Annotated in this window: 18 protein-coding genes; 6 read left to right on the top strand and 12 right to left on the bottom strand. The window is 63.1% G+C overall.

Annotated elements, in window-relative coordinates:
• Position 1: 1 nt before the first annotated feature.
• Genes ruvC through pdxT form a run of 3 tightly spaced genes read right to left on the bottom strand, consistent with a single transcriptional unit; the run spans position 2 to position 2083 of the window.
• Positions 2 to 577 carry a crossover junction endodeoxyribonuclease RuvC gene (gene ruvC, locus ACIPY3_RS07225; RefSeq protein WP_400331915.1) on the bottom strand — a complete coding sequence of 192 codons (576 nt, stop codon included), beginning with the start codon at positions 575 to 577 and terminating at the stop codon, positions 2 to 4.
• Positions 578 to 622: 45 nt separating this feature from the next.
• Positions 623 to 1378 (bottom strand): YebC/PmpR family DNA-binding transcriptional regulator, encoded by a 756-nt coding sequence (locus ACIPY3_RS07220; protein ID WP_397321619.1) that lies wholly within the window; start codon positions 1376 to 1378, stop codon positions 623 to 625.
• Positions 1379 to 1381: 3 nt separating this feature from the next.
• On the bottom strand, positions 1382 to 2083 hold the full coding sequence (gene pdxT / locus ACIPY3_RS07215) for a pyridoxal 5'-phosphate synthase glutaminase subunit PdxT (protein ID WP_400331912.1): 702 nt from the start codon (positions 2081 to 2083) through the stop codon (positions 1382 to 1384).
• 80 nt (positions 2084 to 2163) lie between these two features.
• Here pdxT and ACIPY3_RS07210 point away from each other — a divergent pair, with 80 nt between their 5' ends.
• Both ACIPY3_RS07210 and ACIPY3_RS07205 read left to right on the top strand, forming a co-directional pair.
• Positions 2164 to 3483: a MurT ligase domain-containing protein gene (locus tag ACIPY3_RS07210; RefSeq protein WP_400331909.1), complete on the top strand. Its 1320-nt coding sequence runs from the start codon at positions 2164 to 2166 to the stop codon at positions 3481 to 3483.
• On the top strand, positions 3480 to 4238 hold the full coding sequence (locus tag ACIPY3_RS07205) for a type 1 glutamine amidotransferase (RefSeq protein ID WP_400331907.1): 759 nt from the start codon (positions 3480 to 3482) through the stop codon (positions 4236 to 4238). Before ACIPY3_RS07210 ends, ACIPY3_RS07205 begins: the two co-directional genes overlap by 4 nt.
• A gap of 3 nt (positions 4239 to 4241) precedes the next feature.
• Here the strand turns inward: ACIPY3_RS07205 and ACIPY3_RS07200 are convergent, their stop codons facing one another.
• Positions 4242 to 5480, bottom strand: a complete 1239-nt coding sequence (locus ACIPY3_RS07200) for a CapA family protein (protein ID WP_400331904.1) — start codon at positions 5478 to 5480, stop codon at positions 4242 to 4244.
• Between the two features lie 81 nt (positions 5481 to 5561).
• On the opposite strand from ACIPY3_RS07200, the gene ACIPY3_RS07195 reads away from it, so the two are divergent.
• Positions 5562 to 7574 carry a M3 family metallopeptidase gene (locus ACIPY3_RS07195; RefSeq protein ID WP_400331901.1) on the top strand — a complete coding sequence of 671 codons (2013 nt, stop codon included), beginning with the start codon at positions 5562 to 5564 and terminating at the stop codon, positions 7572 to 7574.
• Between the two features lie 57 nt (positions 7575 to 7631).
• Here the strand turns inward: ACIPY3_RS07195 and pdxS are convergent, their stop codons facing one another.
• The 7 genes from pdxS to ACIPY3_RS07160 all read right to left on the bottom strand — a co-directional run bounded on the left by pdxS (position 7632) and on the right by ACIPY3_RS07160 (position 17132).
• A complete protein-coding gene (pdxS, locus tag ACIPY3_RS07190) occupies positions 7632 to 8558 on the bottom strand; it encodes a pyridoxal 5'-phosphate synthase lyase subunit PdxS (RefSeq protein ID WP_031215979.1) in 927 nt (308 codons plus the stop codon).
• Between the two features lie 213 nt (positions 8559 to 8771).
• A complete protein-coding gene (pgsA, locus tag ACIPY3_RS07185; protein ID WP_400269205.1) occupies positions 8772 to 9398 on the bottom strand; it encodes a phosphatidylinositol phosphate synthase in 627 nt (208 codons plus the stop codon).
• Positions 9391 to 9981 carry an HIT family protein gene (locus ACIPY3_RS07180; protein ID WP_387437166.1) on the bottom strand — a complete coding sequence of 197 codons (591 nt, stop codon included), beginning with the start codon at positions 9979 to 9981 and terminating at the stop codon, positions 9391 to 9393. The genes pgsA and ACIPY3_RS07180 overlap by 8 nt, the downstream gene beginning before the upstream one ends.
• Positions 9982 to 9999: 18 nt before the next feature.
• Complete coding sequence (thrS, locus tag ACIPY3_RS07175; protein WP_400331897.1) at positions 10000 to 12009, bottom strand: threonine--tRNA ligase; 2010 nt, start codon at positions 12007 to 12009, stop codon at positions 10000 to 10002.
• 131 nt (positions 12010 to 12140) lie between these two features.
• Entirely contained in the window at positions 12141 to 15653 is a 3513-nt protein-coding gene (locus ACIPY3_RS07170; RefSeq protein ID WP_400331894.1) for a DNA polymerase III subunit alpha, read from the bottom strand.
• A 3-nt stretch (positions 15654 to 15656) separates the two neighbouring features.
• Positions 15657 to 15998, bottom strand: coding sequence for a DUF6504 family protein (locus ACIPY3_RS07165; protein WP_400331891.1), 342 nt, complete (start codon positions 15996 to 15998; stop codon positions 15657 to 15659).
• Between the two features lie 78 nt (positions 15999 to 16076).
• Positions 16077 to 17132 carry an FAD-dependent monooxygenase gene (locus ACIPY3_RS07160; RefSeq protein WP_400331888.1) on the bottom strand — a complete coding sequence of 352 codons (1056 nt, stop codon included), beginning with the start codon at positions 17130 to 17132 and terminating at the stop codon, positions 16077 to 16079.
• Positions 17133 to 17190: 58 nt separating this feature from the next.
• On the opposite strand from ACIPY3_RS07160, the gene ACIPY3_RS07155 reads away from it, so the two are divergent.
• Entirely contained in the window at positions 17191 to 17730 is a 540-nt protein-coding gene (locus ACIPY3_RS07155; protein WP_400331885.1) for a TetR/AcrR family transcriptional regulator, read from the top strand.
• 45 nt (positions 17731 to 17775) lie between these two features.
• A complete protein-coding gene (locus ACIPY3_RS07150; RefSeq protein WP_400331882.1) occupies positions 17776 to 18165 on the top strand; it encodes a hypothetical protein in 390 nt (129 codons plus the stop codon).
• On the opposite strand, the gene ACIPY3_RS07145 is transcribed toward ACIPY3_RS07150, so the two are convergent.
• Complete coding sequence (locus ACIPY3_RS07145; protein WP_400332608.1) at positions 18166 to 18912, bottom strand: SOS response-associated peptidase; 747 nt, start codon at positions 18910 to 18912, stop codon at positions 18166 to 18168.
• Positions 18913 to 19082: 170 nt separating this feature from the next.
• On the opposite strand from ACIPY3_RS07145, the gene ACIPY3_RS07140 reads away from it, so the two are divergent.
• Entirely contained in the window at positions 19083 to 19340 is a 258-nt protein-coding gene (locus ACIPY3_RS07140; RefSeq protein WP_397321604.1) for a mycoredoxin, read from the top strand.
• Positions 19341 to 19415 lie beyond the last annotated feature (75 nt).

Genomic DNA, 19415 nt, shown 5'->3' with positions numbered 1-19415 from the left:
TTTACCGACCACGCCGCGCCTTGGCTTCGGCTTCCGCCCACGCCCGCTGGGCAGGAGTCAGCGACGACCGGCCCTTGGCGGAAGCCGTCCCCATGGTCCCACCTGCCCGCCAGGCGTGGGTCAGGGCGAGGGCCAAAGCATCGGCGGCGTCCGCGGGCTTGGGTGGGGCATCCAAGCGAAGGATCTTGGTGACCAGCTTCGTCACGGCCTCTTTGTTGGCGCTGCCACTGCCGGTGACGGCCGCTTTCACTTCCGACGGCGTATGCAGGGCCACCGGAATGTCCCGCCGGGCTGCGGCGGCAATGACGACGCCTGACGCCTGCGCCACGCCCATGACCGTGCTGACGTTCATCTGTGAGAACACCCGCTCCACCGCCACCACATCGGGTTCATGCAGGTCCAACCACTCATCGATGGCCTGGGCGATCACCAGTAAACGCCGGTCGAGCGTCAGTTCGGCCGAGGTTCCTACCACCCCCACTGCCACCATGGTTGCCCGGCGGTTCCGCTCGATGTCCACCACGCCGATGCCGCAACGGGTAAGGCCCGGATCGACTCCCAATACGCGAAGAGTCAAGTCCGGGCCTTCCTGTCAGTGGTGGATGTGTTGCTTTACCCCGGCCTAGTCGGCGTCGAGGGCTGCCTGCACTTCCTCGCTGAAGTCGGCGTTGCTGTAGACGTTCTGGACATCGTCCAGGTCCTCGAGCGCGTCAACCAGCTTCATGAACTTCTTGGCGCCGTCGATGTCCAGGTCCACCTGCATGGACGGGACAAACTCGGCTTCGTCCGAGTCGTAATCGATCCCGGCATCCTTCAAGGCATCACGGATGGCCTGGAGGTCCGAGGGCTCGGAGTGGATTTCCCAGTTCTCACCGCTGTCCTTGACCTCTTCGGCGCCTGCTTCAAGGACCGCCATGAGGATGTCGTCTTCGCTCAGGCCATTCTTCGGCAGGACCACGACGCCCTTGCGGGTGAAGAGGTAGCTGACGGATCCGGGGTCGGCAATGGTGCCGCCGTTGCGGGAGATCGCGAGCCGGACCTCGGAAGCGGCGCGGTTCTTGTTGTCGGTCAGACATTCGATGAGCACGGCAGAACCCTGCGGTCCGCGTGCCTCGTACATGATCTCGGTGTAGTCAACCACTTCACCGGTGAGGCCGGCACCGCGCTTGATGGCGCGGTCGATGTTGTCGTTGGGAACGGAGGTCTTCTTCGCCTTGGTAACGGCAAGTTCCAGGCCGGGGTTGCCGGCGAGGTCCGGTCCGCCCATGCGGGCAGCAACTTCGATGTTCTTGATCAGCTTGGCGAACGACTTTGCACGCCGCGCGTCAATGACGGCTTTCTTGTGCTTGGTGGTCGCCCATTTGGAGTGGCCTGACATGCTTTACGCTTCTCCTCTGATCATTCGAATAAAGAGTTCATGCACGCGCTTCTCGCCCGTCACTTCCGGATGGAAGGAGGTTGCCAACAGGTGGCCGGAGCGCACTGCAACAATTCTAGCCAATCCATGCAAAGTGGCCGTGTGGCTTGCGTGGTCGGGGTCCACTTGGGCCAGTACTTCGACCTCCGGACCCACGCGCTCAACCCACGGTCCGCGGATGAAGACGGCATGGACAGGATCGACGCCGGACTCCCCAGCGCTGAAGTCGAGCCCCTTGAAGTCGAGGTCCGTTTCGAAGGACTCCCGCTGCCTGCCGAAGGCATTGCGGCGCACGGTAATGTCCAGGCCACCGAAGGTCTGCTGCGGGTTCCCCTCCATGTCGGTGGCCGGATCTGCGATCTCGTCGGCCAACAGGATCATTCCGGCACAGGACCCATAGACGGGAAGTCCGTCGGCAATGCGTTTGCGCAGCGGATCCGCGACCTCGAAGATCCGGGCCAGCTTGTCGATCGCCGTGGACTCCCCACCGGGAATGATGAGGCCGTCGATGTCATCGAGTTCGGCCGGACGGCGGACGCCGATGCCCGTAGCACCCGCGGCTTCCACCGCATGGATGTGTTCACGGAAGTCGCCTTGGAGAGCCAGCACGCCGATCCGGAGTCCTGCACCCACGCGTGATGAAGCGTCGGAAAGGGAATTGGTCATTCGACCATCATAGTGGCCCGGACACCGGGACCACGTCCAGGGACCGGGCTTCATGCACCAACTGGGATATATTACAGAGCATGTTTTCCTTCAGCGTCCCCCTCGGCAAAGTGGTCCGTGGACTGTCCCGGCTTCGCGGCGGAGGCTCAGCTTTTCCCGGCCTGGTGGTCGAGAAAATCGACCCCGGTTTCATGCAGCGGACCTTGGCTTCCTTGCCGCACGGCGTTGCCGTGGTCAGCGGGACCAACGGCAAGACAACCACCACCAAGATGGTGGTGGAACTCCTTGAAAGCCAGGGCCTGAAGGTCTTCACCAACCGCAGCGGAAGCAACTTCACCCGCGGCGTGGCCGCGTCGCTGCTGGGTGACGTCGATTGGCGCGGAAAGCTCGACGCCGACGTGGCCGTCCTGGAACTGGATGAGGCACATGCTGTCCATTTCGTGAACAAGGTCTCGCCGCGCTTCAGCCTCCTGCTCAATGTCCTCCGTGACCAGTTGGACCGCTTTGGCGAGATCGACAAGACTGCCCGGCTCTTGGAACACATCGCCCTCAAGACCACGGATACAGTCGTCCTGAACCGCGAAGACCCACGCGTGGCACGCATCGCCCAAGCCATCCACAGCCCCGACGCGGTCCTCCACCCGGCCATCCGCTATTTCGGCCTGGACGAGTCCCTCCGAAGCACCTTTCCCAACGATGACGACATGCGGACCGCCACCGGCACCACTTCCCCGGGGACGTCAGCCGCAGGTGACGCTCCCGCCGCCCCGGCGGCCGACGTCGTACTCCGCCGGGTAGGTGCCGACGACGCTGACTTTGAGTTCGACAGCGAGACCGTCACCACCCGGATGAAGCTACGAGGCGTGTACAACATCTTCAACGCCGCCGCGGCGCTGTCCCTTGCCCGGGCCATCCTTGGCGCGGGCGACGTGGACACCCCGAAGCTCGTCAAGGCCCTCGGCGAGGTGGCTCCCGCCTTCGGCCGCGGCGAAAGCCTCACGGTGGACGGCCAGCCCCTGGAACTGGTGCTCGTCAAGAACCCCAGCGGCTTCCGCCTCGGGCTCAAGTCGTTCCCCGCGGGCGGCTACGCCACCATGATCGCCATCAATGACAACTACGCCGACGGCAGGGACATGTCCTGGCTCTGGGACGTGGAGTTCGAATCCTTGCGCGGGAACGGCGTGGAAGTCCTCACGGGTGTCCGGGCCTACGACATGGCCCTTCGCCTGCAGTACGACGAGGTGCCTTTCGGCGCCGTCGAAACCGATATCACGGCCGCGCTGCGGACGTTCATCGACGGATCGCGCGGCAAGCCCAAGCGCATCTTCTGCACTTACACCGCCATGCTCGCCATCCGCCGCGAACTGGCCAAAATCACCATTGTTGAGGTGGTCTCATGACGTCGGAAACCAAAGAGTCCCAGGAAAGCCAACCGGGCAAGGGCACGTTGCGGGTCCTGCAGCTGTATCCCAAGGAGATGAACATCTACGGGGACTGGGGAAACGCCCTGGTGCTCCAGCAGCGCATCAAGTGGCACGGTTACACGCCGGAACTGCTGGAGTACAACGTGGGCGATGACTTCCCGGAGGATATCGACATCATTGTGGGCGGCGGAGGCCAGGACAGCGGCCAGGTGGTCATCCAGGATGACCTCCAGGCACGGGCCGACGTCCTGCGGGGACTGGCTGACGACGGCGCCCCCATGCTGGTGATCTGCGGCCTTTACCAACTGTTCGGGAAGTTCTTCAAAACCAGCGCAGGCCCGGTGATTCCCGGCATCGGCATCCTGGATGTCGAAACACACGGCACCAATGAGCGTCTGATCGGCAACGTCGCCCTGAAATCCGCGGAGTTCGGCGAGGTCCTGGGTTACGAGAACCACAGTGGACAGACCACGCTGGGTCCCGGCGTCGACCCGTTGGGCACCGTGACGAAAGGCGCCGGCAACAACAGTAAGGACGGCCATGAGGGCGCCCGCTACCGCAACGTCGTGGCCAGCTACCTCCACGGCTCGCTGCTGCCGAAGAACCCGGCGATTGCGGACTTCCTGATCAAGACGGCCGCGGAGCGGAAGTTCGGCAGTTTTGTTCCGGGAATGCCCGACGACGACTACGCCCGCCTCGCGCGCGAACACGCCGCACGCCGGCCGCGGTAGCGGTTACTTCTCCTTGGTGATGAGGAGTTCGTGGGCGCCGGCCGTTGCCGCGCCCATGGACTCCACCACTGCTTGCGTTCGCTGATGCGTCTCCGCGTCTGCCACTGGTGAGGCGCAAACACCCTGCGGAGCGTCACTGGCCACGGAGCACCAGCGGTAGGGATCGCGGACAATCACTGATGGCGCCCAGGCAAGGTCCGAGACACTCCATGCGCCGGCGTCATTCTGGCTGAATTGTGCGCGCACCAGCAGGCCCTCGTTGTTGACGACGTACCACGGCGACAATTCCGTAATACCGTTACCCAGCCCATAGACGATCCAGGTGCCCTTGTAGTTTTCAATGGGCAGCACCGAATGGGTGTGATGGCCGTAGACCATGGTGAACTGGCCGCTGTCCACCAACGCATGGGCCACATCCTGCTGCTGGGCATTGGGCTCGCTCGCGTACTCGTCGCCCGCGTGCATGACGCCCAGGACAATATCCGCCCCTTGGGCGCGCGCCTGGGTGGCTTTGGCGATCATGACGGCCGGGTCCAGTTCGTCCACCAACCAGGGATACTCCGGAATCTGTCCGTTATGGCCGTACGTCCCGGCGATCACGGCAATGGTTGCCGCCGGCGTCTTGAGCATGAGGATTTCCTTGGACGCCGCCTCCGTGCGGTAGGACCCGGTGTGCTTCAGCCCGGCGGCGTCGAGGGCATCCAGGGTACGGAGCAGGCCATCCGTGCCGCGGTCGATGGTGTGGTTGCTGGCCGTGGTGCATGCCTGGTAGCCGATGTCCTTGGACGCGGCGATGATCTGGGGTGGCACGTTGAAGGACGGGTAGGCCGAGAAGGGGCCTTCCGGGTTGGCCACGGGAGTCTCCTGGTGGCAGATGGCGAGATCGCTGGCGGCTACATATTTCCGTTGCCCCTCGAGGAGTGGAACAAAGGTGTAACCGGGCTGGCCGGCAGCCGCGGCATCTGCCCGTGCCTGCTGCCAGAGCTGGGTATGGACCAGCATGTCGCCGGTGATGGTGATGGACGTGCACCGGAGCGTGGGGCACACTGGCCCCTTGCCGGGGGTCGGCACGGGCGTGGGCGTCTGGGTAGGAACGGCTGTAGCCGGTGGGGCGGCAGACGTGCTGTTGTTGGCGTCGTTTTCGGCAATGACCCCGCAACCGGTCAGGGACAAGAGCAGCGCTCCTGCCGCCATCAGCGACGCAAGCGTGGTGGCCCCTGGAATGAATGTGACTTTCCCCATAAGGAAATCCTAGGCGCGCCCCTGCGCCGATCTGAGCGCGCCGCCCTTGAGGACACGATTCTTACGTGAAAGTGTCATTTCATGACCAATCCCCTCTTGACCCCCAGCCCGCTGCCGTTCGGCTTGCCACCCTTCGCGGCGATCACCGACGAACACTACGCAGAAGCTGTCGAATCCGGGCTCACCGAGCATTTGCGGGAGATCTCCGACATCGTCCAGAATCCCGAGCCCGCCACGTTCGTGAACACCGCCTTGGCCATGGAACAGTCCGGCGTCCTCCTCTCCAGGGCGACTGCAGCGTTCTTCACCTTGGTCTCAGCGGATGCCTCCGATGCCATCAAGGCTTTGGAAACCGAGCTCTCCCCGCAACTTTCGGCGCACCAGGATGCCATCTACCTGAATCAAGCGCTCTTTGAACGATTCGCGGCCATCGATGTTTCCGGACTCGACGCACAATCCGCCCGCTTGGTAGAGGAATATCTCAAGGAGTTCCGTCAGTCCGGCATTCAACTCGACGTGCCCGGCCGTACAAGGCTTCGCGAAGTCAACGCCGATCTTTCCCGTTTGGGAACGGAATTCGGACAGCGCGTCAAGGAAGCCATGAAAGCCGCCGCCCTTCTCATCGATGACCCGGCTGAGCTGGCCGGCCTGACCTCCGAGGAGGTCGCGGGCGCGGCGGAAGCGGCCAAGACCGCGGGCCACGACGGCAAATACCTCTTGACGCTCATACAGCCAAGCAACCAACCTGCGCTGGCCGCGCTGGAAGTCAGGGACGTCCGCCGTCGGCTTTATGAAGCATCGCTGGGGCGAGGCATTGCCGAAGGACCTCTGGACGTCCGGAAACTGATCGTCGAAACTGTCCTTTTGCGGGCCGAGAAAGCTTCACTCCTGGGCTATAAGAACTTTGCGGAGCTGGTGGTTGACCAGCAGACCGCCCCGTCCTTCGAAGCGGTTCACGCCATGCTGGGCCGCTTGGCGCCGGCAGCCGTGCGGAATGCCGGGGCCGAGGCCGAACTACTCGCTGAGACAGCGGGCCACGCGCTTGAAGCTTGGGATTGGGCATACTACTCAACGCGTGTGCGGAAGGAGAAGTACCACGTTGATGAGCAGGCCATCCGGCCCTACTTCACGTTGGAATCGGTTCTCTCCGGAGGCGTCTTTCATGCCGCAACCGCCCTTTACGGCATCACCTTCCACGAAAGGCCGGACCTGGACGGCTACCACCCCGACGTGCGCGTCTGGGAAGTCCGGAATGACGACGGCAGCGCCGTGGGCCTGTTCCTTGGCGACTATTACGCCAGGGAGTCCAAAAGGGGCGGTGCATGGATGAATTCCCTTGTTGAGCAGTCCAGGCTCCTGGGAACCAAAGCAGTGGTCGTCAACAACCTCAACATCACCAAGCCTGCCGCAGGTGAACCCACCTTCCTGAGCCTGGACGAAGTCCGTACCGTGTTCCACGAGTTCGGCCACGCGCTGCACGGGCTGTTCTCGGATGTCTCGTATCCACGGTTTTCCGGCACTTCAGTGCCGCGCGACTTTGTGGAGTATCCGTCACAAGTCAATGAAATGTGGATCTTGTGGCCCGAGATCCTGGCCAACTACGCGCGGCACTTCTCAACCGGGGAACCCTTGCCGCAGGAGACAGTTCAACGCCTCCTGGATTCCCAGCTTTGGGGCGAGGGATTCGCCACCAGCGAGTATCTCGGCGCCTCTTTGCTGGATCTCGCCTGGCATGTGCTCCAGGCTGCGGATATCCCGACTGACGTAGTCGCTTTCGAAGCGAAGGCACTGGCCGATGCCGGCTTGGCGCACCCGCTCATCCCGCCCAGATACCGCAGCGGCTATTTCCAGCACATCTTCGCGGGCGCGGGCTATGCCGCCGGCTACTACTCCTACATCTGGAGCGAGATCCTGGACGCCGACACAGTGGAATGGTTCAAGGAAAACGGCGGCCTCACCCGCACCAATGGAGACGTTTTCAGGTCCGAACTCTTGTCCCGCGGGAACAGCAGGGACCCGCTGGAATCCTTCCGTGCCTTCCGCGGCCGCGACGCAGAACTGGAACCGCTGCTGAAGCGTCGGGGGCTGGACTAAACAACGACGCCGGACGGTTACCTCGGGAGGTGACCGTCCGGCGTCGTTGAGCTGCTTTTACCAGCCGCGCTCGGCGAGGCGGTGGGGCTCGGGGATTTCGTCGACGTTGATGCCGACCATGGCTTCGCCGAGGCCGCGGGAGACCTTGGCGATCACGTCGGGGTCGTCGTGGAAGGTGGTGGCCTTGACCACGGCGGCAGCACGCTGGGCCGGGTTGCCGGACTTGAAGATGCCCGAACCCACGAACACGCCGTCGGCGCCGAGCTGCATCATCATCGCAGCGTCAGCCGGGGTCGCGATGCCACCGGCGGTGAACAGCACCACCGGGAGCTTGCCCGTGGCGGCAACTTCCTTGACCAGTTCGTACGGGGCCTGCAGTTCCTTCGCAGCCACGTACAGTTCGTCCTCGGGCAAGGAGGAGAGCTTGGCGATCTCGGCACGGATCTTGCGCATGTGCCCGGTCGCGTTGGACACATCGCCGGTGCCGGCCTCGCCCTTGGAACGGATCATCGCAGCACCCTCGTTGATGCGGCGCAGCGCCTCACCGAGGTTGGTGGCACCACAGACGAAGGGAACGGTGAAGTTCCACTTGTCGATGTGGTTGATGTAGTCCGCCGGGGTCAGGACCTCGGACTCGTCGATGTAATCCACACCGAGGGACTGCAGGACCTGGGCTTCGACGAAGTGGCCGATACGGGCCTTGGCCATCACCGGGATGGACACCGCGGCGATGATCTGGTCGATCATGTCCGGATCGGACATGCGGGACACGCCGCCCTGGGCGCGGATATCGGCCGGGACGCGCTCGAGCGCCATCACGGCCACGGCACCGGCATCTTCGGCGATGCGGGCCTGCTCGACGTTGACGACGTCCATGATGACGCCGCCCTTGAGCATCTCCGCCATGCCCCGCTTGACGCGGTTGCTGCCCGTGACGCTGTTCGCGGACGAACCGGCTTCGTTGCTTACATCTGGAGTAGACACAAAAACCCCTATGGGTAGATAAACGACCTTTTGACCGGCGGCACGCACAGCACAGGACCGCATTCAGCGCACACCGGAGTTCAGGTCAAGGTGACCAAGTACTAGTAATACTAGTCGCAGTGGATGGGGTGGCTGTACTTGTATTACTGCCCCAAATCCCCATTTGGCCGGGTCCGGCAGGACACCTGCACAATCCGCCCGTCCCGACTCTGGTCAGATGCCAGTTCCCTTGGCCTCCGACAGGGCTTGCCGGTGGACCGTGGCCATCCTTTGGACGATGGTGATGACGCTCGCAATGGCAAGCAGGACCAGCGTTGCGAACAGAACCACCGGTGGCAGCCCAAGCCCCGTCAGTCCCGTCACCAGCAGAACGGAGGCCAGCCTCTCAGCCCGCTCAGCCAGGCCTACGCTGGCGTGGTACCCCAAGGACTCGGCCTTTGCCCGGGCATAGGAAACCACCATGCCCAGGACCAGGCAAACAACGGCGGCCGTGGCAATGGCGGGGTCTGCGCCCTTCGTGAAGAACCAGATGGTGATGCCGGCGAAGATCGCCCCGTCGGCCAGCCGGTCAAGGGTGGAATCGAGGAAATTGCCCCAGCCACCGCTTCGGCCCTGAAGCCTTGCCATGATGCCGTCCACCACGTCGGAAAAGGCAAAGATGGCAACCACCACCGAACCCCACCAGAGGTACCCGAGCGGATACAGGACCAGGCCACCCAGGATGACTCCGGCGGTGCCAACAATCGTTACCGCGTCCGGTGAAACGCCCATCCTAAGGAGCCAGCGGGCAACGGGTGTGAAGAGGGAGGTAAAGAAGCCGCGTGCATGCCGGTTAAGCATTCGACTCCCCCGGCCAGGCTTCGGCCACCAGTTTCCGGACCTCGTCCAGTGTCTGGGTAATGGCCTTGGTCTGGGCGATGATGGGGAAGAAGTTCCCGTCCCCGCCCCAGCGCGGAACCACGTGCTGGTGCAGGTGCGCGGCAATTCCTGCGCCGCCGGTGACACCTTGGTTCATGCCGAGGTTGAAGCCGCTGGGGTTGGAGACCTTCCGCAACACGCGCATGGCGGTCTGGGTGAGGTCCGCGAATTCTGCCGTCTCTTCCACGGTGATGTCGGTGTAGTCCGGCACGTGGCGGTAGGGGCAGATCAACAGGTGGCCCGGGTTGTAGGGGAAAAGGTTGAGCACCACGTAGCAGGTCCTGCCACGATGGACGATGAGCGACTCTTCGTCGGTGCGCGATGGCCCCACACAGAACGGGCAGTCGTCCTTGTTCTTGAACTGGTCCTGCCCGCCCTTGATGTAAGCCATGCGGTGAGGAGTCCACAGGCGCTGGAAGGCATCCGGGACACCAGCCAGGCCGAAGTCGTCGGTTACCTCGGCGTCGCCCGGATAATCAGCTCCAGCGCCTGTGTTCTCCTGCACCGTTTCTTATCCGTTCCGTCAGTTCTCGCGGTTCTTGACGGCGTCAACGATCCTGCGGACCGCCTCGGCCACGGGCACGCCGTTGTCCTGGCTGCCATCGCGGAAGCGGAAGGAGACAGCACCGGCCTCGGCGTCTTCCCCGCCGGCAATCAGGACGAAGGGAATCTTGTCCTTGCTGGCCGTACGGATCTTCTTGGGGAAACGGTCCGAGGAAATATCCACTTCGGCGCGGATGCCCGCCGCTTTCAGCTGGTCAACGACGTCGAACATGTAGTCGTTGAAAGCCTCGGCCACCGGGATGCCCACCACCTGCACAGGAGCGAGCCAGGCCGGGAAGGCACCGGCGTAGTGCTCCGTCAGCACGCCCATGAAACGCTCCACGGAACCGAAGAGGGCGCGGTGGATCATCACGGGGCGCTGGCGGGTGCCGTCTGCGGCCTGGTATTCAAGCTCGAAACGCTCGGGCAGGTTGAAGTCCAACTGGATGGTGGACATCTGCCAGGTCCGGCCCAAGGCATCCTTGGCCTGCACGGAGATCTTGGGGCCATAGAAGGCAGCTCCACCCGGATCCGGAACCAGTTCCAGGCCGGAGGCTTCAGCCACCTCGGCCAGGGTGCGGGTCGCTTCTTCCCAGGTGGCGTCGTCCCCTACGAACTTTTCCTCATTCTTGGTGGAGAGTTCCAGGTAGAAGTCGTCCAAGCCGTAGTCCTTGAGGAGGCCCAGCACGAAGTTCAGCGTGGTGGTCAGCTCGTCCTTCATCTGCTCACGGGTGCAGTAGATGTGGGCATCGTCCTGTGTCATGCCCCGGACACGGGTGAGTCCGTGGACCACACCCGACTTCTCGTAGCGGTACACGGAACCGAATTCGAACAACCGGAGCGGCAGTTCGCGGTACGAGCGTCCACGCGAGCGGAAGATCAGGTTGTGCATGGGGCAGTTCATCGGCTTCAGGTAGTAGTCCTGCGCCGGCTTGCGCACGCTGCCGTCCTCGTTGAGTTCGGCGTCGATCTGCATCGCCGGGAACATGCCGTCCTTGTACCAGTCAAGGTGGCCGGAAACTTCGTAGAGGTGTCCCTTGGTGATGTGCGGGGTGTAGACGAACTCATAGCCGGCGTCCACGTGGCGCTGGCGGGAGTAGTCCTCCATGGCCTTGCGGATGATGCCGCCCTTGGGATGGAAGACCGGAAGGCCCGAACCGAGTTCGTCCGGGAAGGAGAACAGGTCCAGCTCAACGCCCAGCTTGCGGTGGTCGCGTCGCTCAGCCTCGGCGATGCGTTCCTGGTACGCCTTGAGGGCTTCCTTGGTGGGCCAGGCCGTTCCATAGATCCGCTGGAGCTGCTGGTTGTTCTGGTTGCCCAGCCAGTAGGCGGAGGACGAACGGGTCAGCGCAAAGGCGTTGGAGATGATCTTGGTGTTCGGCAGGTGTGGGCCGCGGCAAAGATCGCACCACACGCTGTCGCCGCTCTTGCGGTCCACATTGTCGTAGATGGTGATGTCGCCGGCGCCGACCTCCACGTTGACTCCTTCGGCGGAGTCTGCGGCGTCGTTCTTCTTGCCCAGCAGTTCGAGCTTGTAGGGCTCGTTGGACATGGCTTCGCGGGCTTCTTCTTCTGTGACGACGCGGCGGACGAACTTCTGGTTCTGGTTGATGATCTTCTGCATCATCTTTTCCAGCTGGCGCAGGTCTTCCGGGGTAAACGGCTCAGCGACGTCGAAATCGAAGTAGAAACCGTCGGTGATGTAAGGACCAATGCCAAGCTTGGCGTCCGGGCGCAGCTGCTGTACGGCCTGTGCCATGACGTGGGCGGTGGAGTGGCGGAGGACGTTGAGTCCGTCCGGCGATTCGATGGTGACGCCCTCGACGTTCGCACCGTCTGCGAGGGGCTGGTCAAGGTCCTTGAGCACACCGTCAACACGGGCAACAACAACATCGCGGCGCTCGAAGAAGAGTTCCGCGCCGGTAGTCCCCTCCGTCACCTTGGTCTCTTCGCCATCGACGATGAGGGTGATCTGTTGGGCATCTGACACGGGTGTCTCCTATTCATAGTGAAGGCTTCATAGCTTGTGGCGTACGGGGACCACAGCCAGCCACCGTCAATCGTATCCGCAACGCATGGAGGCGGCCAAAGCAGCGCGCCGGGTCTGGATGTGGCTGCGGATCAGCTCCCAAGTCCCGTAATGGCAAGGTTCCGGCTGATGCCGTCCAGGGGACCTGCATGCACCAATTCGGACGGAATGACGACGCCGGCAGGCAGGATTTCGGGGTAGGGCAATGTTTCGGGGCGGCTGAGGTCCCAGGCCTTGCTGGCACTGAGGCTGATGCCCTTGGGTCCCGTCCTCCGCGTTGTCCCCCGGATCAGCAAGAGCCTGGTGCCGAACAGGAGCGGACCCGATTCTTCCTGGGCTTCGTGGAAGAAGACACTGTCCACACACCCCGTGCCGTCGTCGATGCTGATGAAGACCACCCTTCGCCCACCCCGCATGGGCGGGGTTTGGGTAGCAACCCGCACCCCGGCAACCAGGACTTCGGATCCGTTGCGGAGGCCCAGGAGCTTATCTGCTGTGGTAACCCCCAGTTTGTCCAGCAAGGGCCGGTGGCTTTCCATGAGGTGCTCGCTGACGTCCACCGCCATCAGGTCCAGTTCCGCCCGCACCATATCAACAGTGGAAGGTTCAGGGTGTTCCGGCACCAGGTTGCGTAGTTCCACGTCTCCGATCGGGAGGGACAACTGGCCGTCAATGACATCCACGGTCTTCCTGGCGGGAGCCGCCTGCAGCGACTGGAGGTGCTGCACCAGGTCGGCGCGGTTTGCCGTGCTGCCCGAATCCTTGTGGAGATGGTCAAACGCGCCCAACTGGGCAAGCCTCTTGATGTTGGGCTTGCTGACCCTTGCCCGCGCCCGAAGATCGGCGAGGGAGTCGAAGGGTTGTCCGGCAACGATCCTCTTCAGTTCCGCCCCGGACAATCCATAAATTCCGGTCAGGCTGAGCCGGATGCCCAGTTTGCCGGCGTCCGCGCCTTCCTGGATCCGTTCCACGCGGTACTCAGCCTGGCTCCGGTTGATGTCCAACGGGAGGATGGGAATGCCCAGTCGGCGCGCCTCGGCAACCAACAGGCGCTTGGGATACATCCCGGGATCGTGTTCCCACAACCCGGCCAGGAAAGCCTCGGGATGGTGCGCCTTCAACCAGGCCGACTGGTAGGTGGGCACAGCGAAGGCGGCGCCGTGCGCTTTGCAGAAACCGAAACTGCCAAAGGCCTTGAGGGTTCCCCACACCCTGTCAACCACGTCCGGCGGATATTTCCTGATGGCATGTTTCCTGAAGTAGGTTTCCACGCCGGGTTCCTGGACCTCATCTCCCAGTGCGCGCCGGAATTCGTCTGCGCGGGCCAGCCCGCATCCTGTCATCACATCAAAGGTCTTCAGGATCTGCTCGTGGAAGACCGTGACGCCATGGGTTTCCTGCAATACGGGTTTCAGGTCGGCGTGGGGATAGATCTCGGGTGCGAACCCATGGCGGTGTTCAAGGAAGGGACGGACCATGTCCGATTTCATGGGTCCCGGCCGGAAGAGGGAGATATCGATGATGAGGTCGTTGAATTCGCGCGGTGCCATCTTGCCGATGAGCTCGCGCTGGCCTGGAGATTCGATCTGGAAGCAGCCCAGGGTATGCGTACTGCGGATGAGCTCGTAGGTGGGCTCGTCGTCGAAAGGCACGGCATTGAGGTCGATCCTGCCGTCCTCGGCGATGTAGGCCGGCCCCTCTCCCCCCGGACCGACAGGGTGGTTGCCCGCCTCCACAACCGCCGCTTTACCTGGGTGGAGCCGGATGACTTCACGGACGGCGAAAGCCATGGCACTTTGCATGCGGACGCCAAGGACATCGAGCTTGAGCATCCCCATGGGATCCATGTCGTGTTTGTCGAACTGGCTCATGGGCAGGCCCAGGCCGCTGGGCTGGACAGGTGTCCGGTCCAGGAGGGTGGCGTCCCCCAGGATCACACCGCAGGGATGCATGGAGATGTGGCGTGGCAAACGGTCCAGCCGTTCGGTAAGGTCCACCAGCAGGTCCAGTTGCTGATGGTCTTCGGGCGTCCCCCGCCCACGTCCTGATTCCACCCGTTCGGCGAACTCCCGGAGTTCGGGTTTCTCCACCATGGCTTCCCGGAACTTCCGGGCAGAAAACCGCCACAGCTGCTTGGCTATTTCGCCGATCTCGCCTTGGTCCATGCCAAGGGCCATCCCGGCATCGCGGACAGCTCCCCTGGCCCGGTAACCGTTCTGCATGCTCATGAGGGTGACCCGTTCGGCGCCGAAGCGGTCAAATATCTTCCGGTAGACGTTATGCCTTTCAGCGCTTTCCACGTCAATGTCGATATCCGGCAGCGTGGAACGGCGACCTGACAAGAACCGCTCGAAGATGAGGTCGTGGCGAAGGGGATCCACTTGGCTGATGTCGATCAGGTAATTGACCAGGCTGGAGGCTCCCGACCCACGGGCTGCCACCCGCACGCCCATCTCAAGGATCATCCTGGAGACCTCTGCCACGGTCAGGAAATAGGAAGCAAAGCCCAATCCGCCAATGATCTCCAACTCATGGTCCAACCGCGAGCGCATGGTTTCGAAGGCCTTGCCACCAATCCCGGGAAATCGCCTGGTGATTCCTGCTTCGCAGCGTTGGGTCAGTTCCATCATGGGGTCCTGGGTAATGCCGATGATGGAGGCTTCGGGAACCACGGGCTTTTTCCATCCCATGTCCAGCACGGGGTTCATCCGGCACTTGTCGGCGAGCGCTTCGGTGTTGTGCAGGAGTTTGTTAAGCTCGGCCGCGCTGTGCCCCGCGGCTCCCATGATTTCCCTGCCGAGCTGGTGCATGTGTTCTTTGCTCTTGAGCCACCCTTGTCCGGTGGGTTGCAGCAGCGGGGCTTCCGAGAGCTCAGGAAGTGACTTCAAGGACCTGGCGGCGTCCAGGACATCGGCGGTGGCGGCGCCGTCTTGTGCACAGTAGCGGACGGCGTTGCTGAGGATTGCCGGGACGTTGCATTCCAGGGCGAGTTTGAGCATGCGGATGGCGTGGGCGGTGCTGAGGGGTTGGCCTGGTGGGCTGAGGTGGGAGACGATCTCCGCCACGATGGTGCCGGGCGGCATGGCGTCGATCCATTCCTTGAAGAGGGTCCTTGGCCGGAGGTATTTCCTTCCTCCCATGGCACGGCCTACGTCGGAGTCGGGTCCGATCAAGACGGTAAGGACCGGTTTCAGGGTTGCGGGGTCGAGCGTCCTTGAGGCGAGCTCTGCCCTGGTCACGGCGACGGGTACCACACCTCCGGCTTTTCCCGAGGTGCGGGCATGGGCGTCGGAGACGAGGCGGCAGAGGGCACGGTAACCGGCTCCGTTGGTGTTTCCGTGGGCAAGTACGACGACTCGGCCCGCGAGCTGGGTTCGGTGGTCGCCGTCATCGTCGAAGACGGCGAGGTCCACGCCGACGATGGGGTCGAGGCCGGCGTCCATGCAGGCTTTGAGGTGTTTGACGGTGCCGTACAGTCCGTCGCGGTCAGTGCAGGCGAGCGCTGTGGCTCCGTCTGCTGCGGCAGTTTGTGCGAGTTCGTCCGGCCAGGAGACCCCGTAATGGGCGCTGAAGGCGGTGGAGACGTGCAGGTGTGTGAAGCTCAAGGTTCAGGCGGCTTCGTCTGGTTCCACGGCCTGGCTTGGTGCGGCATCGTGGATGCGAAGCAGCCTCCATCGGCCGCTTCCCAGATGCCGGACGAGGTCCAGGGTGATGGTTTTTGCTGTTGGCCCTGCGGTGTCTTCCTGGAGCTGGACGCGCCAGATTTCGTGATCAACCAGTCCCGCTCCAGTACCCAGCGGCGCGCGGCTTTCTTCAATCCACCATTGGCGCCGTTCGAACCACCGGACAGGTTCGGCGCATACGCAGTAGTCCCGGCTTTGCCATTGAATGCGCTGGGGTTGTCCGGTTTCTGCACAGGTGACAGTGACTGACTCGCTGAACAGCCCCATTTCCACGCTCCTCGTACCACTTTTGTATTCGAAGATATGTTCGAATAGTTCCAGTTTACGGCGACGGAGCCACAAATCCTACTCTGGAGTTTTTGCCCTGCCCCGCCTGCTGGAGACGAGCTTGCCCACTTGCTTGAGCAAGCCGTCCCGCACTGGTTGCATGGTTTGCGCAAGGGCTACCCTGCCCATCAGCGAGGAAGCGAGACGGAGCCGCTGGGTTTTGAGGACACGTGCTTTGTTGTATTCACGGAGCGCTTCTTCGCGGGGCAGCACGTTGAGCAGGCTTCCCAGGGTGACGGCATCAACCAGTGTTTCGCAGGCTCCCCGGCCCAGGTTGGGCGTCATGGCGTGGGCAGCGTCGCCCAGCAGCACCACATTGCCCCTGGCATAACCGGACAGTGGCGGTGCGGTCCAAATCCGCTGGGCGAGGCTTATGTCCGGCGTCGCCAGGGCAAGAACGCCCTGCACCGCCGTTGAGTGGCTGGAATAATGCTGCCGCGTGACTTCCAAGGCTTCTGCAACATCCACGCGTTCAGGGCCAAGGTCGGAGCGGAAGGAGGCATACCAATTAGTGCCCCCTTCCGCCGGTGCGACGCCGAAGATGTCCCCCCGGCCCCAGTACTCCCCTACGTCTTGGGTGGACGGACGCCCGGGCACCACCCCCCGGACTGCAATGAATGGCGTCGGCCTGGCAGAACTCTTCGCGCCCCACGCGGCCCTTCGCACCACGCTGTGGACCCCGTCCGCTCCTACCACCAGCCCCGCTGCTGGCGGGAGGTCCGCCACCCGATGCCGTTCGCGGCGGACTGATGATGGGACGGCTGAGTCCAGCAACCGCAGCAACGTGGGCCTGGTGACACCCACCAGTCCTCCACCTTCCATGGCGAGCATGGGGTGGCCGGAGGGTTCCCTGAGCGCTCCGGACTCAAGGACTGCGCCCGCGGCTTTGATGGCTTCAAGGAGTCCGAGTTCAGCCAAGGCCTTGCGGGCGCCCGGCCACATGGCCAAGGTTGTCCCTACGGTGGGGAGTTCGGGCCGCTGCTCATGGATGGTGACATCGAACCTGGCCGGGTCCAGGACTGCTGCGAGAGCGAGCCCCGCGATTCCGCCACCAATGATGTCGACTTTTTCCATTCCTCCACAGTACAACTACATTTGTAGTGGCAACAGTGGTTGAGGCTAAGCTTTCCCCATGCCGGACCGCCGAACCGAACTTGCCGACGCTGCCCTCGCAGTCGTGGCAGCGAAAGGCCTCAAGGGCCTCACGCACCGCGCCGTGGACGCGGAAGCGGGCGCCGCCGTCGGTACCACCTCCAACTATTTCCGCAATCGGGAGGCCTTGGTAACTGCCGCCTTGGACCGTGTTGAAGAGTTGGACTCCCGCCTGCTGCGGCAGCAAGCAAGAGGACAATTTCCGACGTCGGTCTCGGAGCTCGCTGAGCAACTCACCGGCGCAGTGCTGGCCCTGGCACGGGAACATGCCGACCTCACCCGGGCAAGGTTCGCCTTTGCCTTGGACCGGCCGGAATCGGTTTCCGCGGGGCACGAGCGCATGTTGACCGGACTGGCGCAGATCCTGGAGGCACTCGGCGTCCCCGATTCACGGGTGCGGGCCGAGGCCGTTGCCGATTACAGCGACGGGCTTGCCCTGCACCTGTTGACCGCGCGCCAGGGGCAGGACATCGCACACTCGACGGTCGCAGCAAACGTCCGCCAACTCCTCGAAGGATGATTCCCGGGGGTGGACGCGGGCGGGTCCACAGAGCAGGATTGTGGCATGAGCACCCATGACGCACTCCTGAAGCAGGTCAGCATCACGGCCACGGACGACAACCTCGTGGCGCGTTTCGAAATCGACGGCAACATCCCCGGGTCCGGCGCCTATGTGGTTGGCCTGGTAGCTGCCAGCGAAGACTACTCATCCCAGCGCAGGCTCGGCATCGAATTCATGAACGGCGAAGCCATATCCTTCTATTCGTTCAACCATTCGTTGAGCACCGAGGAAAACTACGACATCAAGGGCGTCGAACACGACGGCAACGTCATCACCGGCAACTTTCCCGTTTCCGCCATCCACGGCCTGGCCAAAGGTCACCTCATGACTGCCTTCAGCGAAGCCGATGGCAGAGAGTTCCAATCCGGTGTGCCCGTCAGCGAATCCCTCTAGCTAGAAAAGGCCTTCCACCGGTTCAATCAGTTCCGGTGAGTTGTTGCGGACGTTGCCCACGGCCGCGCCAACGGCATCAAGGGTCCAATCAGCCGCGGCATCGTGCGCCCTGGACCGGACCATGTCCACCAGCCCCTCTGCGTCCTTCTCGCGCGGATTCAGCCAGGCCTCCATGGTTTCGGGGTCCATGGGCAGTGGAACACGGTCATGCAGCGCCGTCAGTTCATCGAACACGGACGCACTGCGCCTGGTCCGGGCAGATTCGGCCGTCGGTGTGTCGGCGGTGAGGATGGACATCGACAACAGCCACCGCGCGGGATCGTCATCCGGCAGGCTCTGATCCTTCCACCACTCATACAGTCCCGCGAACACCAAGCCGTGACCGCCACCCGGGTGGACGTAATAGGGCTGCTTGTTCTTTCCTTCGCCCTTCTTCCACTCGTAGTAGCCATCCGCAGGGACAGCACAACGCCTGGCAACCGCGGCTTTCCTGAAGGACGGCTTCTCGAGCAGGGTCTCGCTGCGGGCATTGATCAGCCGGGCACCACCCTTGGAGTCTTTGGCCCACGACGGGACCAAACCCCATTTTGCGATATGGAGCTGCCGCCTTGGAGCCTCGTCAACGAGCCGCTCCAGGACGATCGGCACGGCGTCGGTCGGGGCTACGTTCCACGACTTCTCCAGCGCAATCTCCTCCTCAAGTTCGGCGTCGAACTGCGCCAGGAGGTCTCCCACCGCACGGGCCATCACATAACGTCCACACATGCGAACAGTCTGCCCTGTCCCCGGCCAACCCACCAGCAAGGGGTATGTGACGTAATCCTGCTTCGCTGCCGGACGGGAATTTTTGGTCCCCGCGTTACCGTTGATAGCAACGAAAGCAACCCGTCGAAAGACCCCATACTCAGGAGAGCTCTGTGGATTTCACCCCCGACTCCGGCACCATCACCATGTTCTCGACCACCTGGTGCGGCTACTGCAACCGCTTGAAGAAGCAGCTCGACGCCAAGGGCATCGGGTACCAGGAGATCAACATCGAGGAAGTCGAAGGCACAGCCGAGCTCGTCGAGAAGCTCAACGGCGGCAACCGCACGGTGCCCACCGTCCTGTTCCCGGACGGCACCGCGGCCACCAACCCCTCGGCCTCCGAGGTGGAGAGCCGGCTGGCGGCCTAGGCAAGCCCAACAGCTCCGCCCGGAGGTACTCCCTTCATCCCCGCGGACCGTCTGCCTCGTGTGATAGACAGAGTG

It is taken from the genome of Paenarthrobacter sp. NPDC089714 (genome assembly GCF_044748905.1).
Taxonomy (GTDB): Bacteria; Actinomycetota; Actinomycetes; order Actinomycetales; family Micrococcaceae; genus Arthrobacter.
This window is presented reverse-complemented; position numbering and strand designations above follow the sequence as displayed.